Genomic DNA, 14356 nt, shown 5'->3' with positions numbered 1-14356 from the left:
TTCCGGCTCCCCGCGTCTGTCCGGACCGGCTCAGGCGGCCAGCAGCTTGCGCACCCGGTCCGCCCCCACCGCCAGCAGCAGCGTGGGCAGGCGCGGCCCGGTCTCCCGGGTCACCAGCAGGCGGTACAGCAGGGCGAAGAACGACCGCTGCGCGACCTTGAGCTCCGGCGTCGGCTTGGCGTCGGGCTCCAGCCCCGCCATCACCTTCGGCACCCCGTAGACCAGCGTGGTCAGCCCGTCCAGCGACCAGTGCGAGTCCAGGCCGTCGACCAGCAGGCGCAGCGACTCGCGGCCCTGGTCGTCCAGGGAGGCCAGCAGCTCGGTGTCGGGCTCCTCGCGGACGAGGGTGCGCTGGTCGGCCGGGACCTGGGTGGTGATCCAGTTCTCGGCGCGGTCCAGGCGCGGCCGTACCTCGTCGAGGGAGGTGAGCGGCTTGTCCGGCTCCAGGTCGCTGAGGATGCGCAGGGTCTGCTCGTCGTGGCCGGCGGTGATGTCGACGACCGAGGCGAGCGTGCGGTACGGCATCGGCCGCGGGGTGCGGGGCAGCTCGTGCGAGGCGACCCGTACGGCGCGGGTGTGGGCGGCGGCATCGGCCGGGAGGACGGAGCCGTCGGCGACCTTGGCCTCCAGCTTGTCCCACTCGTCGTACAGCCGCTGGATCTCCTGGTCGAAGGCGATCTTGAAGGACTGGTTCGGCCGGCGGCGGGCGTACAGCCACCGCAGCAGCTGCGGCTCCATGATCTTCAGGGCGTCGGCCGGCGTGGGCACGCCGCCCTTCGACGAGGACATCTTGGCCATGCCGCTGATGCCGACGAAGGCGTACATCGGTCCGATCGGCTGCTCGCCGCCGAAGATGTGCACGATCTGCCCGCCGACCTGGAAGGACGAGCCGGGCGAGGAGTGGTCGACGCCGGAGGGCTCGAAGACGACGCCCTCGAAGGCCCAGCGCATCGGCCAGTCGACCTTCCAGACCAGCTTGCCGCGGTTGAACTCGCTGAGCTTGACGGTCTCGGTGTACTCGTCCTCGGTGCAGACGTAGGTCATCTCGGTCGTCTCGTCGTTGTACGAGGTGACCTTGGTGAAGTCCTTGCCGCAGGCGCCGCAGTACGGCTTGTACGGGAAGTACTCGGAGCCCTCCGCGCTGCCGTCGTCCTCGGCGGCCGCGCCCGAGCCCTCGGCGGCCTCCAGCTCGGCGGCGTCGACCGGCTTCTGCTGGGGCTTCTTGCCGGCACCAGGCTTCTGCTTGGTGCGGTACTGGTCGAGGACGGCGTCGATCTCGCGGCGGTGCTTCATCGCGAACAGCACCTGCTCGCGGTAGGCGCCGGAGGTGTACTGCTCGGTCTGGCTGATCGGGTCGTACTCGACGCCCATCTCGGCGAGCGCCTCGACGAAGGCGGCCTTGAAGTGCTCGGCCCAGGTCGCGTACGGCGATCCGGCCGGCGCCGGGACGGAGGTCAGCGGCTTGCCGATGTGCTGCCCGAAGGTCTCCTCGTCCACGCCGGGGATGCCGCGGGGCACCTTCCGGTAGCGGTCGTAGTCGTCCCAGGACAGGACGTGCCGGACCTCGAAGCCGCGGCGGCGGATCTCGTCGGCGACCAGGTGCGGGGTCATGACCTCGCGGAGGTTGCCCAGGTGGATGGGGCCGGAGGGGGAGAGTCCGGACGCGACGACGACAGGTTTGCCGGGTGCTCGGCGCTCCGCCTCGGCGATGACCTCGTCCGCGAAACGGGAGACCCAGTCGGTCTCGGTGCTGCTCTGAGCCACGACACGTCCTTCTATCTCGTAATGCTGGCTTCAGCCATTCTCCCAGACGGAACGGGCCGCTCCGGGGTTGCCCGCAAGGCCCCTCTATCCCGAACGGTGGACGGCCCGCGCGTGGGATACTCGGGGCTTGTCGGAAAACCCAAGCGCGCCTCCGGGCACGACCTCACAGGAACGGCAGCTCATGGCCTCGGTCCCTTCCCTCGCTTCCTCCGTCCATCAGCGCGTCGCCGACGCCCTCGCCTCGGCCCTGCCGGAGGCCGGTGGCGCCGACCCGCTGCTGCGACGAAGCGACCGGGCCGACTTCCAGGCCAACGGCATCCTGGCGCTCGCGAAGAAGGCGAAGGCCAATCCGCGCGAGCTGGCGACGACCGTCCTCGACGGCCTGGACAAGGGCGGCGTGATCGAGGAGATCGAGGTCTCCGGCCCCGGCTTCCTCAACATCACCGTCTCCGACCGGGCGATCATCGAGACCCTCGCCGCCCGGGCCGGCGACGACCGCCTCGGCGTCCCGTACGCGGCGAACGCGGGCACGACGGTGATCGACTACGCGCAGCCGAACGTCGCGAAGGAGATGCACGTCGGCCACCTGCGCTCGGCGGTCATCGGCGCGGCGATGGTGGAGATCCTGGAGTTCACCGGCGAGAAGGTGGTCCGCCGTCACCACATCGGCGACTGGGGCACCCAGTTCGGCATGCTCATCCAGTACCTCATCGAGCACCCGCACGAGCTGGACCACAAGGCCGACGGCGACGCGGAGGCCTCCGGCGAGGAGGCCATGTCGAACCTGAACCGCCTCTACAAGGCCTCGCGCGCGCTCTTCGACTCGAACGAGGAGTTCAAGACGCGGGCGCGGGCGCGGGTCGTCGACCTGCAGGCGGGCGACGCCGAGACGCTGGCGCTGTGGCAGCGGTTCGTCGACGAGTCGAAGATCTACTTCTACTCCGTCTTCAACAAGCTGGACATGGACATCCAGGACCCGGACGTCGTCGGCGAGTCCGGCTACAACGACATGCTGGCCGAGACCTGCAAGCTGCTGGAGGAGTCGGGCGTCGCCGTCCGCTCCAACGGCGCGCTGTGCGTGTTCTTCGACGAGTACAAGGGCCCGGACGGCAACCCGACCCCGCTGATCGTCCAGAAGTCCGACGGCGGCTTCGGCTACGCGGCGACCGACCTGTCCGCGATCCGCGACCGCGTCGGCAAGCTCGGCGCGGACACCCTCATCTACGTGGTCGACGCCCGCCAGTCCCTCCACTTCAAGATGGTCTTCGAGACGGCCCGCCGCGCCGGCTGGCTGGGCGAGGACGTCAAGGCCGTCCAGCTGGCCTTCGGCACGGTCCTCGGCAAGGACGGCAAGCCGTTCAAGACCCGTGAGGGCGAGACGGTGCGGCTGGTCGACCTGCTGGACGAGGCCGTGGAGCGGGCCACGGCCGTCGTCCGGAGCAAGGCGGAGAAGGTCGGCCTCACCGAGGAGGAGATCGTCGACAACGGCCGCTACGTGGGCATCGGCGCCGTCAAGTACGCGGACCTGTCCACCTCCGCCGCGCGGGACTACAAGTTCGACCTGGACCAGATGGTCTCGCTCAACGGCGACACGTCCGTGTACCTCCAGTACGCGTACGCCCGGATCAAGTCGATCCTGCGCAACGCCGGAGACCGCAAGCCGGTCGCACACCCGGAGCTGGAGCTGGCGCCGGCCGAGCGCGCGCTGGGCCTGCACCTGGACGGTTTCGGCGAGCTGATCGCCGAGGCGGCCGCCGACCACGCGCCGCACAAGCTGGCCGCGTACCTCTACCAGCTGGCCTCCCTCTACACGACGTTCTACGACCAGTGCCCGGTCGTGAGGCCGGAACCGGAGCTGGTCGTGGGCGAGAACCGCCTCTTCCTGTGCGACCTGACCGCCCGCACCCTGACCAAGGGCATGTCGCTGCTCGGCATCCGGACGCCCGAGCGCCTCTGACGCGACGGCCGCCATGTGACGCGGGACACAGGGAACGTTCCCTGTGTCCCGCTCCTCTTCGAGGTGTTGGCCATCACCACCGAGGGGGCACTCATGACGACCGGCGCAGCCATCACCACCGACAGGGCGCGCCGCCGCACCGGCATCGCCGTGGCCGCGCTGCTGGGCCTGGACGGGCTGGCCCACCTGTACTGGGCGACCGGGGCGACCTGGCCCGCCCCCGACGAGCGGGCCCTGTCGCTGGCCGTGCTCGGCACGGAGGTCTCCTTCGCACCGCCCGTCGTCCTGCCGCTGGCCGCGCTCACCCTGGCGGGGGCCGGCGCCGTACTCGGCCACGCGTACGGGCGCGGCGGGCGCGCCACCCGGGCCGTCACCGGGGCCGTCGCGGCCGGCCTGGCCGTACGGGGCCTTGCCGGCCTGGGCTGGGCCGCCGGGGTCCTCGACAGCCCGCCCGGCAGCCCCTTCCCCACCCTGAACCTGCTCCTGTACACCCCCGCCTGCCTCGGCTTCGGCTGGGCCGCGGCCCGACTGGCGCGCGCCAGATGACCCCGGCCGAACGGGAACGCGGAGTCGCCCTCGCCCGTGCGGCCCGCGCCGGCAACACCCTGGCGCTGCACGACCTGCTCGACCACCTCACCCCGTACATCGCCCGCATCTGCACGCCCATCGCCCTCGCGGACGGGCCGGACGCCACCCAGGAGACGCTGGTGGCGGTGTTCCGGTCGCTGCGCTCACTGCGCGATCCGCAGACCCTGTACGGCTGGGTCCGGGCCATCGCGGTGCGTGAGGCGGTCCGTCTCGCCCGCCGCGCGGACCGCGTCCGGCCGGCGCAGCTGCCCGACCTGCCCGGCCGCGGGGATCCGCAGCTGGCCGCCGACATCGACGACGTCCTGGCCCGCCTCTCGCCCGACCACCGGGCCGTCCTGGTCCTGCGGGACGTGGAGGGCCTGGACGAGGAGTCCGCGGCGGCCCTCCTCGGCGTACCGCCGGGCACCGCCAAGTCCCGGCTGCACCGGGCCCGTACCAGCTTCCGGAAGGCGTGGTCCTCATGACGGCCCCACTCCCGTACCCCTCCCCCGCCCCGATCGACGCGGTGAGCCGCCTGCGGATCATGGCGGCGGGCGTCCGCGGGTCCCGGATCGCCGAACGCGTCGTCCCCGCCCCCGTGGAGGCCGTGTGGGCGGTGATGGCCGATCTGGAGGGCGGGTTCGGCCGCTTCCAGCCGGACATGCGCGGCGTCCGGGTGCTGCGGGTCACCGGCGACCGGGTGGAGGCGCTGGCCCGCAGCAAGTACGGTTTCCGCGCGCACTTCCGGGGGGTGCTGCGGCCGGGCTGGTGCTGGCTGCAGAGCCGGTTCCTGATCATCGGCATGGCGGCCGCCGCCGAACCCGGCGGCGGCACCCGGGTGGCCCTCACGGGCGGGGTCCGGGTCCCGGGCCGCGCGGTGATCGTCCCGTTCGGGACGGCCGCCGAACTCGGGCTCGCCATGGACCGGTTGGCGGCCCGCCTCGACGACCGCGGACAGACCGCGTAGGGCGCCCGGGCCGGGGGCGCCGCCCGCCGGGTGCGCGGTCAGCGCCGCAGGGCCTCGGCGGGCTGGATGCGGGCGGCGCGCCAGGCCGGGTAGAGGCCCGCCAGGACGCCGGTGACCAGGCCGAGGAGCGGCGCGGCCGCGACGGTGGCCGGGTGGATGACGGCCGTCCAGTCCCGGATGACGGCGACGGCCACCACGGTGAGGGTGCCCAGCGACGTGCCGACGAGCCCGCCGAGCATCCCCAGCGCCCCGGACTCGGCGAGGAACTGGGTGGTGATGTGCCGGCCGCGGGCGCCGAGGGCCCGGCGCAGGCCGATCTCACCCGTGCGCTCCAGGACCGCGACCAAGGTGGTGTTGGCGATGCCGACGGCCCCGATGACCAGGCAGATCCCGGCCAGGACGAGGAAGAGCTGCTCAAGGTCGGAGGTGACGCCGCTGCGCAGGGTGCGCGGGTCGGGCGGCGGTACGGCCTTGAGGTACTCGGGGTGGTCGGGGCGCAGCGCGGTGGGGGCGAGGCGGGCGACCTGCTGGGCGGCGCCCACGTCGGTCGCGATGAGCATGGTGGTGCCCGTCCCCTCGGGCGGACCCCAGACGTCCTCGGCGGTGGTGCGCGGGACCACCACCGACAGGAGCAGGTCGGCCCTGCGCTTCACGTCGTCGATGATCCCGATCACGGTGAACGGCTCGGTGCCGATGAACACGGCCGGACGGGTGTCCAGGGTGGTGATGCCCAGGCGGGCGGCCGTGCTCGCGCCGAGGACGGCCACGCGCTGCTTGGCCGCGGAGTGGTACTCGTCGTAGAGGCGGCCCTGGGACAGCCGGGGGACGGCGGCCCGCAGCGCCCCGGGGGAGGCGGCGACCACGTCGGTGCGCTCGCTCGTGGCGCCGCCGACCGGGGCGGCGCGGACGCCGACGCCGGGATCGAGGCGGACCGGGTAGGACACGCCGGCGTGCTGGACCCCGTGGAGGCGCTCGACGCGGGCGTCGGCGTCCGCCGGGAACGCGGGGCCGGCGAAGTTGTTCTGCTCCCGCGCGACGTCCTCGACGGTCACCTCGGTGGCGGTGAGCAGGTTGAAGCGGCTGTCGATCTGGGACGAGGTGGTGGCCGTCAGGCCGAGGACGGCGACGAACGTGCCGACGCCGAGCACCGTCCCGAGCGCGGTCAGCGCCGAGCGGCCGGGCCGCTGCAGGACGCCTGCGAAGGCCTCGCCGAAGGTGTCGCGGGCGGTGAAGCGGGAGGGCTCGACCCGTACGGCGGTGCGGGACCGGCGCCGCGGGAGGCGGGGCCGGAACCGGCGGGGCTGGGGCTGCTTCATGCGGGTGCCTGTTTCGTACGGGTGCCGGGTTGCCGGGTGCCTGGTGCCTGGTGCGCCTGTGGTGCCCGGTTCATACGGGTGCCTGTTCGCGCAGGACGCCGTCGCGGATCGCGACGGTCCGGCCGCCGTGCGCGGCGACCTCCTGGTCGTGGGTGATGACGAGCACGGTCATCCCGTCGCCGTGGAGCTCGTCCAGGAGGGCCAGCACGGTGTCGGCGTTGGCGGAGTCGAGGTTTCCGGTGGGCTCGTCGCACAGCAGCAGGGACGGCCGGGCGACCAGGGCCCGCGCGATGGCGACGCGCTGGCGTTCGCCTCCGGAGAGGCGGGAGGGGACCGCGGTGAGGCGGTGGCCGAGCCCGACCCGGCCGAGGGCTTCACGGGCGCGGGCCGGGCGCTCCTTGCGGGGTACGCCGTTGTAGAGCATGGCGAGGGCCACGTTCTCCAGGGCCGAGCGGTGGGGCAGCAGGTGGAAGGACTGGAAGACGAAGCCGATGCGGCGGCCGCGCAGGGCGGTCCGGTCGTTGTCGCCGAGGGTTGCGGTGTCGATGCCGTCGAGGAGGTACCGGCCCTCGGTGGGGGCGTCGAGCAGGCCGGCGATGTTGAGGAAGGTCGACTTGCCGGAGCCCGAGGGGCCGACGACGGTGACGAACTCGCCGCGGCGGATGGTGAGATCACACGGTTTGAACGCGGGGACGGGGGGCGGGCCCGGGTAGGTCAGGCCCGCCTGCCGGAACTCGATGACGGGGGGTGCGGCCTCGGTCATGACCCGCCGCCACTGCTCTTGCCGCCGCTGCCGCTCGTGCCGCCGCCGCTTGCGCCGCCGGTCTTGCCGTCACCGCTGCCACCGCTCTTGCCGCCGGTCTTCCCGCCTCCCGGCTTGCCCGCGACGCCCGGGTTGACGCCGATGACCACCGAGTCGCCGTCCGCGAGGGTGCCGTCCCCGGTGGGCCGGACCTCCACGTAGCCGTCACCGGTGGTGCCCGGCCGGACCTCGACCCGCCGCTGGGCTCCCGTACCGTCCACCACGGTGACGGTGGTGCGGCCGTCGGCTCCGGCCGAGACCGCGGACACCGGGACGACCAGCGCGTTGCCGTCGGTGGCGGCGGCCTCCACCGTCAGCCGGACGTCCTGGCCGACGAGCTTGGGGTCCAGCGCGGCCAGCGGCCGTACGAGCATCTCGTACCCGCTCGGACCGCCCGGAGCGGGAGCCTGCTGGCCCTGGCCCTGGCCGCCGGTGGACCCGGTGCCCGGCGCGGGCTGCGCCGTCTGCGGGGCGTCCGCGACCGACTGCACCTCGGCGGCTGCCGTGACCCCGCTGAGCTCGGACAGGATCTCCACCTTCTGGCCGGCCCGGACCAGGCCCTTCTGGTGTTCCTGGAGCTGCCCGCGCACGACCAGCGCGCCCGCGGAGAGGGACATCGCGGCGCCGCTGACCGGGGAGCCGGGGCGGACGGCGACGGAGTCGGCGCGGGCGGGGAAGGACTCCAGGAAGACGACCTCGCCGGCCGGGAGCATGGGGCCGGCCGCCGCGCGGGCCTCGGCGAGGCGCTCGCGGGCCTTGCGCAGGTCCTCCTGGGCGCGGGCCACCGTACGGGCGCCGTCCTGGCCGGAGCCCTTGCCGCCGGCGGTGCCGGCGCTGCCGGCGCCCGAGCCGCCCGTCGCCGTACTGCCCGTGGCGCCGGTGGTGCCCGTGGTGCCCGTGGCGCCCTTGCCGGAGGTTCCGGTGTTCGGGGAGCCGCCCGTCGTGCTGTTCGCGGCCGCGCGGGCGTCCTCCAGGGAGCGCTCGGCGGAGGTCACCGCGTCCTCTGCGCCGTTCACCGCCTCGCCGCGGTCGGCCACCGCGGGCAGCGGGTCGTAGCCGATCGAGCGGTAGAAGGAACCCAGCGCCGCCTTGGTACCGGCACCGAAGGTGCCCGCCTGGTCGGAGCCCGTGCCGTGGCCGAGCCCGGCGAGGGCCTTCTGGAGCTGCTTCACGTCGTCGCCGGTGGCGCCCGGCTTCAGGTCCCGGTACACCGGCAGCGCGCCGGGCAGCGCGAAGACGGGACGGCCGGACACCTCCAGGAGGACCTTGCCGGCCTCCACCTGTTCGCCCTGCCGGACGGCGACCTTGGTGACCACGGGCGGCCCCGCGCCCTCGGGGCCGGAGACCGCCGGGGTGACCTGGACGGCCTGGGCGGAGGTGACCGTGCCGCGCACGATGACGGTGTCGCGCAGCACCCGCTTCTCGACGCGGGCGATGAGTACGTCCAGGGGCGGCGGGCCGGCCTCCGCCGCGGTCTGCGCCGGGGACTTGATCACCAGGGACGCGGCGACACCCGCTCCGGAGAGCAGGACCGCGCCGACCGCCACGGCGGCCACCCACGCACGGCGCCGGGACAGACCGGCGGAGACCCCGGCGCCGTCGGCCGCCTCCTCGTCCTGCTCCGTCCGGGCCGGCCGATCGATCTGCTCCGGCTGCCCCGGCTGATCCGGCTGCTCCGCCTGCTCCGTCTCCTCCGGCCCGGGGCCGGCGGGTTCCGTACGCGCGACGGCCACGGTGGGCTCGCCGTCCCCCCTGCGCCCCGTCATCCGGCGCTCTGCCCGGTGGTGGACGACGAGGGCTTGCCACCGCACTTCGTCAGGGCCGCCTTGCCGTCCGCGGACTCCTTCAGGCCGAGCCGCTCCATGTCGTGCCGGGCGGTCTTCGGATCGGGGTCGGGGAAGTCCGGCACGCCGTTCGCCCGCATGCAGGCGGTGTACTTCCCGGCCTCGGCGAGCTGTTCCGGGGTCACGGGCGGAACCGAGCGACGGCTGTCGCAGGCGGCTTCGGCCTCCTTGACCTTCGCCGGATCCGCCTTGCCCGAATCAACGACCGGAATTCCGGAATCCGTTTGCTTCATGGGCAGGCCCTTTTCCTGGAGGCACCGGAAAAAATCGGCCTGCTTCGGATCGACCGCACCCTTGGACTGACCCGAAGGCGCAGTGGAAGACGAAGCCGAGGGCCGCCCGGAAGCGGAAGACGAAGCGGAATCCCCACCCGAGCAGCCGGACAAGAGGAAAACGGCCGACAACAGGGCGGGAGCGGCCGCGAACCGGGCCCGTCGAAATTTCACAGCAGGCCTCCTGAGCCATCTCGTATCGCCTGACACCCTAGGCGAAAAGCAAGATCGCGCACCTGTACCCGAGGACAGTTGTGAAAGCCCGCCGTGGCGTGATCCACTCCTTGACGGTCGGGGCCCGGCCTGCAATGGCCGATATCCCGACCGCGATATCGAAAACGTTCCAACGAAACGGATGAATGATGAAGCTTCGCAATTCCCTGCGCGCCGTCGCCGCTGCCGGCCTGGTCCTCGGCGCCGTCGCCGTCAGCGCGGGCTCGGCCTCGGCCGCCGCCAAGGACGGCTGGCTGACCTCCGGCGAGCTGGGCCTGTTCTGCTACCAGAACCAGGGGAACTCGGTCTTCGACCTCTACACCAGCGAGGGCGACTTCCAGGACGACTACTTCAAGGGCTCGCAGAGCTGCGCCGGACACACCACGAACGACTACACGGAGTCCTTCTCCAACCGGGACTCCTACACGTGGGACGTCTACACCAACGCCTTCGGCGGCGGCAACGGCGGCTACCTCTCCGCCAACACCAAGGGCAACCTCAGCGCCACCTTCACCAACTCGATCTCTTCGGCCTACATCCGCTAGGCACCTCCGTCGAGACCGCACATGCGAAACGGCAGCTCCGCCCGTAAGCGCCGGGCGGAGCTGCCGCTTTCGCGCATCCTAGCCGTACCCGCATCGGAGTCATATGTTCTCGCCGCGTTCCCCCCGTCCCGCCCTGACGGCTTCCGCAGCCGTACTGGCGCTCCTGCTGACCGGATGCTCACAGTCGGGCGGCGCCGACTCGGACGGGGAACCCGCGATCGGCGACGTACCGGCGCTGCTCGAAAGCCGGGACCTCGCCCTCCCGATGAGCCCGTACATCCCGGACGACCGCCAGCTCGGGCTGCTCAACGAGGCACAGGACGTACTCGTCGACCAGTGCATGCGGCGCTACGGCTTCCGCTACCAGCAGCGCCGGAAGGCCGACTCGACGGTCAAGCGCGACAACAACCGGCGGTACGGGCTCTCCGACCCCGCCGAAGCGGCCCGGTACGGCTACGAGAACCCCCAACTGGTCCGCACCGAGAAGCCTCCGCAGCAGCCCCTCGGCCCCAACGAGCAACTGGTGCTGAACGGGCTGGAGGTGGATCCGTCCCTGCCGGTCCCGATGAGCCAGGAGGAGGCGGAGAAGTCCGACGTGGCCACCACGGCCGTCGGCGGGCAGAAGGTGCCGGCGGGCGGCTGCGGGCGCGAGGGCGCCCTCAAGCTGTGGGCGCCCACCAAGGACACGGTCGACTACATGGTCCCGCAGAACTTCCGCGCGGACGGCTACGCCCGTTCCCGCAAGGACAGCCGGGTCGTCAAGGCGATCAAGTCCTGGAGCGAGTGCATGGGCAGGCACGGGTACACCGTCGACAACCCGATGGACCCGCCGCCCGGCATCAACGACTCCAACTACGGCGGCCCCCAGGCGATCGCCATCGCCAAGCAGGACGTGGAGTGCAAGAAGGAGACCAACCTCGTCGGCATCTGGTACACGGTGGAGGTCGCCTACCAGAAGCGGCTGATCGAGCAGAACGCCGAGACGCTGGACCGGGCGAAGAAGCAGCTCGACGAGCGGCTGAAGCTCGCCGCCTCGCTGATCGCCGGCTCCTGACCCGTGGGCAAGCGCAGAGCCCGGCCGACCGGCACCGCAGCACGGCGCCGCAGGACGCAACGAACCCTGGCCGCCGCCCTCGTGGCGGCGGCCTGCGCGGGGGCGGGGACGGCCGTCCTGCTGCTGCCGGCCCCGCCCGAGCCACCGGCCCGGCTGGCGCCGGCACAGCCGTCGGAGCCGAGCGGAAATCCGGCGCCGACGACCCCGCCGGCCTCCCCTTCCCCCTCCTCACCGACCGCCTCCCCTTCTCCCTCTCCCTCTCCCTCTCCTTCGGCGACCCCCGGCACCGCCGTACCGGACACGGGCCCGGGCACCTTCACGGTCGTCCCGGCGGAGGGCAGGGCGTACGGGCGGGGGCAGGTCCGGCGCTACCGGGTGGAGATCGAGGACGGCATCCGCCTGCCGGGCCCGCAGACCGCGCAGGAGGTCTCCGCGATCCTCGGCCACCCCCGCGGCTGGACGAGGAACTCGGCCTACGGCTTCCAGCTCGTCTCCTCGGGGCCCGTGGACTTCACGGTCAAAGTGGCCACGCCCGAGACCACCGACCGCATCTGCGAGGTGACCACACCGGAGAGCCGGGGCAACGTCAACTGCCGTACGGGGCACACGGTCGTGGTCAACCTCAAGCGCTGGGTGCAGGGGTCCCCGCAGTTCGACGGGTCGATCCAGGAGTACCGGGCCCTCATCATCAACCACGAAGTGGGCCATGAGATGGGCCGGGGGCACGAGTCGTGCGCGGGGCCGGGGGAACTCGCACCCGCGATGATGCAGCAGATAAAGGGGCTGGACGGATGCCGCTCCAACGCCTGGCCCTACGACACGGCCGGCCGTTACGTGCAAGGGCCACCCGTGCCGTGAGGAACAGGCCGGTAATCGTCAGACGTGCCCGGCGGGGCAGGTGGCGATCCGGTGGTGGACGGCGAGCAGGCACATCTGCAGACGGGAAAGTCCGCCGAGTTTGATGCGGATGTTTTCCAGGTGGAATTTCACGGTGCGAATGGTGATTCCGAGGCCCGCCGACAGCTGCTTGTTCGTGGGGCCACAGGACATCTCGGTGAACATCTGGAGCTCGCGGTCCGTGAGGTCCAATATCCGACGGAATCCCTCCTGGAGCCATTCGGTTTTCTCGTCACGCCGCGCGCGTGCGCCGATTCTGCAACACGGGCAGTCGTAGCGGATTTCCCCGGATGGGCCCTCGTTTACATCGGAACTCACTACAGCATTCACCATTCTTCTGCGCGTACCGAGCAATGCGGTGAGAACGAGACTCCCCGACCAGAACCCTAGCCACCCCGGACAGACTCGGGCATTAGCCGTTCGCACACTACTGACGGGTTGTCACCATCGATTCCTCTGAAAAGGGGCGCCTTTTCTGAAACCGGACCCGCCTGCCCGAAAATCGGACGCCGGTGAGGGGCTCCGAGGAACTCGAAAGTCCCTCGGAGCCCCTCAGACCCTCACCGCGCCGACTCGCTCACCGGTTCACTGGTTCACTGGTTCAGCGGATAGGAGTGCCGACCCGTCACCTCGTCGATCTCGGAGTGGGCCTTCTGCAACAGCTGGGTGGACAGATCCATGAGCGCGCGAGCCCCCGCGATCTCCTCGCCGACCCTCAACTGCTCCGGGTCGGAGGGATGACGCATGGCGTAACCGCGCCCCTTGATCTCGGAGCCGTCACCGAGCCGGACCAGGGCCGCCGCACTGGTGCGGTGGCCTTCCTCGCTGAACTCCAGCTCCACGTGCCACCCGACCAGTGTGGACATGGTGCATCACCTCCAGGGGGGGTCACCCTGCCTCCAGAGTGCGCCGAGGAACCGGGGAACGCGAGCGGGGGGGCGGGGCGGGGGCTTCGGGGGGCGGGATACCCGCACCCGGCATCGGAGAAGTTCCGGGGGCGTCCCGTCAGTCCACTGTCCTTCCGGTTCGGCCCGGGCCGTCAAGGGCGCTCACTGCGTTCGCGTCGCTTCGCGATGGCCTGCGGCCACCCTTGACCGCCCGCCCCGCCCCGGAAAGACAACAGACTGCCGGGAAGCCCCCGAAGGATGGCCGGGGGTTCACGTTCCGGGACGGGCCCATCAGCGATGCCCGAGCCGTCTCCCGCCGCCAGTTCCCCATCCGGGACCGATAAGCCCCCCTTCCGAGCCCCAGCCGGGTCAAGCCGCAGCCGAGACCAATGAGATGACCATCCGGGGCGGACGGGGCCACCATCGCCCCAGATCGCTACGCGCTCCTCCCGGCCTAGCGTCCGCAGCCCGTCTGTGGCCGCTCATATACGCGACAGATCGCTACACAGCCGGTCCCGGCATAGCGTCCCCGGCCCGTCCGGGGTTGATGGGACGAGACGACAAGCTCTTCAGCAGAGCAGGCGAGGAAGCGGGGTATCAAGGCGGCAAGGGCGACGATCGCGACGAATCCCCTTGCGGACCGCCCGCGAGCAGCCCACTGACCGCACTCTGGACCGATCCAAGCAACATTCGGGCCCTTCGGGCCCCATCGGGGTCCTCAACGATCTCTTAATGCGCATCTGGGAGCGGGCAGAGGCCCGGAAGGAACCGGATGCCAGACTTTTCGTCACCACGCGCAGTCAAAGGCCCACTCGCCGCCCAACCCGCTGCCAAACCGGGACAAACCATCCGCTGGCGCATGACTGGCGTCATGACCGCCATCCATGGCGTCCATCCCAGCCCCAGACGGGCCGCGGACGCCAAGCCGAGACCGGCTGTGTAGCGATCTGTCGCGCCTATGAGCGGCCCCGGACGGCGGTCGGACGCTATGCCGGGAGGAGCGCGTAGCGATCTGAGGCGATGGTGGCCGCGGTCGGTCCCGGATGGTCATCTCATTGGCGTCAGCTGCGGCTTGACCCTGCCGAGGCCCGGAAAAGGGGCCTATCGGCCCCGAATGGGGAACGGGCAACGGGAGACGGCGCCTGCATCGCTGATGGGCCCGTCCCGGAACATGAACCCCCGGCCATCCTTCGGGGGCTTCCCGGCAGTCTTTGTCTTTCCGGGGCGGGCCGGGCAGTCAAGGGTGGCCGAAGGCCATCGCGAAGCGACGC

Annotated in this window: 14 protein-coding genes; 7 read left to right on the top strand and 7 right to left on the bottom strand. The window is 71.8% G+C overall.

Annotation, left to right across the window (positions count from 1 at the left end; all coding sequences use genetic code 11):
- Nucleotides 1–30: 30 nt before the first annotated feature.
- Nucleotides 31–1764, bottom strand: a complete 1734-nt coding sequence (lysS, locus tag ABZ128_RS28545; RefSeq protein WP_356851901.1) for a lysine--tRNA ligase — start codon at nt 1762–1764, stop codon at nt 31–33.
- 181 nt (nt 1765–1945) lie between these two features.
- On the opposite strand from lysS, the gene argS reads away from it, so the two are divergent.
- The 4 genes from argS (at nt 1946) to ABZ128_RS28525 (ending at nt 5255) form a co-directional block, all read left to right on the top strand.
- The gene (gene argS / locus ABZ128_RS28540; protein ID WP_356851900.1) at nt 1946–3721 is read left to right on the top strand and encodes an arginine--tRNA ligase; all 1776 of its coding nucleotides are present in this window, start codon (nt 1946–1948) and stop codon (nt 3719–3721) included.
- Nucleotides 3722–3814: 93 nt separating this feature from the next.
- Nucleotides 3815–4267: a DUF3995 domain-containing protein gene (locus ABZ128_RS28535; protein ID WP_356851899.1), complete on the top strand. Its 453-nt coding sequence runs from the start codon at nt 3815–3817 to the stop codon at nt 4265–4267.
- Complete coding sequence (locus ABZ128_RS28530) at nt 4264–4773, top strand: sigma-70 family RNA polymerase sigma factor (protein ID WP_356851897.1); 510 nt, start codon at nt 4264–4266, stop codon at nt 4771–4773. Before ABZ128_RS28535 ends, ABZ128_RS28530 begins: the two co-directional genes overlap by 4 nt.
- The gene (locus ABZ128_RS28525; RefSeq protein WP_356851896.1) at nt 4770–5255 is read left to right on the top strand and encodes an SRPBCC family protein; all 486 of its coding nucleotides are present in this window, start codon (nt 4770–4772) and stop codon (nt 5253–5255) included. Before ABZ128_RS28530 ends, ABZ128_RS28525 begins: the two co-directional genes overlap by 4 nt.
- Before the next feature lie 38 nt (nt 5256–5293).
- Here the strand turns inward: ABZ128_RS28525 and ABZ128_RS28520 are convergent, their stop codons facing one another.
- The 4 genes from ABZ128_RS28520 to ABZ128_RS28505 form a co-directional block, all read right to left on the bottom strand.
- The gene (locus ABZ128_RS28520; protein ID WP_356851894.1) at nt 5294–6571 is read right to left on the bottom strand and encodes an ABC transporter permease; all 1278 of its coding nucleotides are present in this window, start codon (nt 6569–6571) and stop codon (nt 5294–5296) included.
- 70 nt (nt 6572–6641) lie between these two features.
- Nucleotides 6642–7334, bottom strand: a complete 693-nt coding sequence (locus ABZ128_RS28515; RefSeq protein ID WP_356851892.1) for an ABC transporter ATP-binding protein — start codon at nt 7332–7334, stop codon at nt 6642–6644.
- Nucleotides 7331–9139, bottom strand: coding sequence for a peptidoglycan-binding protein (locus ABZ128_RS28510; protein WP_356851891.1), 1809 nt, complete (start codon nt 9137–9139; stop codon nt 7331–7333). The genes ABZ128_RS28515 and ABZ128_RS28510 overlap by 4 nt, the downstream gene beginning before the upstream one ends.
- Nucleotides 9136–9450 (bottom strand): hypothetical protein, encoded by a 315-nt coding sequence (locus ABZ128_RS28505; protein WP_356851889.1) that lies wholly within the window; start codon nt 9448–9450, stop codon nt 9136–9138. Before ABZ128_RS28505 ends, ABZ128_RS28510 begins: the two co-directional genes overlap by 4 nt.
- A 401-nt stretch (nt 9451–9851) precedes the next feature.
- Between ABZ128_RS28505 and ABZ128_RS28500 the strand changes: the two genes are divergently transcribed.
- From ABZ128_RS28500 to ABZ128_RS28490, 3 genes are all read left to right on the top strand, one after another.
- Nucleotides 9852–10247 carry a hypothetical protein gene (locus ABZ128_RS28500; RefSeq protein ID WP_356851887.1) on the top strand — a complete coding sequence of 132 codons (396 nt, stop codon included), beginning with the start codon at nt 9852–9854 and terminating at the stop codon, nt 10245–10247.
- 103 nt (nt 10248–10350) lie between these two features.
- The gene (locus ABZ128_RS28495) at nt 10351–11301 is read left to right on the top strand and encodes a hypothetical protein (protein WP_356851886.1); all 951 of its coding nucleotides are present in this window, start codon (nt 10351–10353) and stop codon (nt 11299–11301) included.
- Between the two features lie 3 nt (nt 11302–11304).
- Nucleotides 11305–12159, top strand: a complete 855-nt coding sequence (locus tag ABZ128_RS28490) for a DUF3152 domain-containing protein (RefSeq protein ID WP_356851884.1) — start codon at nt 11305–11307, stop codon at nt 12157–12159.
- 18 nt (nt 12160–12177) lie between these two features.
- On the opposite strand, the gene ABZ128_RS28485 is transcribed toward ABZ128_RS28490, so the two are convergent.
- Both ABZ128_RS28485 and ABZ128_RS28480 read right to left on the bottom strand, forming a co-directional pair.
- Nucleotides 12178–12390, bottom strand: a complete 213-nt coding sequence (locus tag ABZ128_RS28485; RefSeq protein ID WP_356851883.1) for a helix-turn-helix transcriptional regulator — start codon at nt 12388–12390, stop codon at nt 12178–12180.
- Between the two features lie 401 nt (nt 12391–12791).
- Nucleotides 12792–13064: a DUF1876 domain-containing protein gene (locus tag ABZ128_RS28480; RefSeq protein WP_356851882.1), complete on the bottom strand. Its 273-nt coding sequence runs from the start codon at nt 13062–13064 to the stop codon at nt 12792–12794.
- Nucleotides 13065–14356: the final 1292 nt, after the last annotated feature.

The sequence above is a fragment of the Streptomyces sp. NPDC006326 genome (assembly GCF_040612915.1).
Lineage (GTDB): Bacteria > Actinomycetota > Actinomycetes > Streptomycetales > Streptomycetaceae > Streptomyces.
This window is presented reverse-complemented; position numbering and strand designations above follow the sequence as displayed.

Excerpts from the sequence above, each read along its gene's own strand:
- ABZ128_RS28525 (WP_356851896.1), top strand. The coding sequence starts at position 4,770 with ATGACGGCCCCACTCCCGTACCCCTCCCCCGCCCCGATCGACGCGGTG.
- ABZ128_RS28515 (WP_356851892.1), bottom strand. The coding sequence starts at position 7,334 with ATGACCGAGGCCGCACCCCCCGTCATCGAGTTCCGGCAGGCGGGCCTG.
- ABZ128_RS28510 (WP_356851891.1), bottom strand. The coding sequence starts at position 9,139 with ATGACGGGGCGCAGGGGGGACGGCGAGCCCACCGTGGCCGTCGCGCGT.
- ABZ128_RS28530 (WP_356851897.1), top strand. The coding sequence starts at position 4,264 with ATGACCCCGGCCGAACGGGAACGCGGAGTCGCCCTCGCCCGTGCGGCC.
- argS (WP_356851900.1), top strand. The coding sequence starts at position 1,946 with ATGGCCTCGGTCCCTTCCCTCGCTTCCTCCGTCCATCAGCGCGTCGCC.
- ABZ128_RS28520 (WP_356851894.1), bottom strand. The coding sequence starts at position 6,571 with ATGAAGCAGCCCCAGCCCCGCCGGTTCCGGCCCCGCCTCCCGCGGCGC.
- ABZ128_RS28535 (WP_356851899.1), top strand. The coding sequence starts at position 3,815 with ATGACGACCGGCGCAGCCATCACCACCGACAGGGCGCGCCGCCGCACC.
- ABZ128_RS28500 (WP_356851887.1), top strand. The coding sequence starts at position 9,852 with ATGAAGCTTCGCAATTCCCTGCGCGCCGTCGCCGCTGCCGGCCTGGTC.
- ABZ128_RS28505 (WP_356851889.1), bottom strand. The coding sequence starts at position 9,450 with ATGAAGCAAACGGATTCCGGAATTCCGGTCGTTGATTCGGGCAAGGCG.
- ABZ128_RS28480 (WP_356851882.1), bottom strand. The coding sequence starts at position 13,064 with ATGTCCACACTGGTCGGGTGGCACGTGGAGCTGGAGTTCAGCGAGGAA.
- ABZ128_RS28495 (WP_356851886.1), top strand. The coding sequence starts at position 10,351 with ATGTTCTCGCCGCGTTCCCCCCGTCCCGCCCTGACGGCTTCCGCAGCC.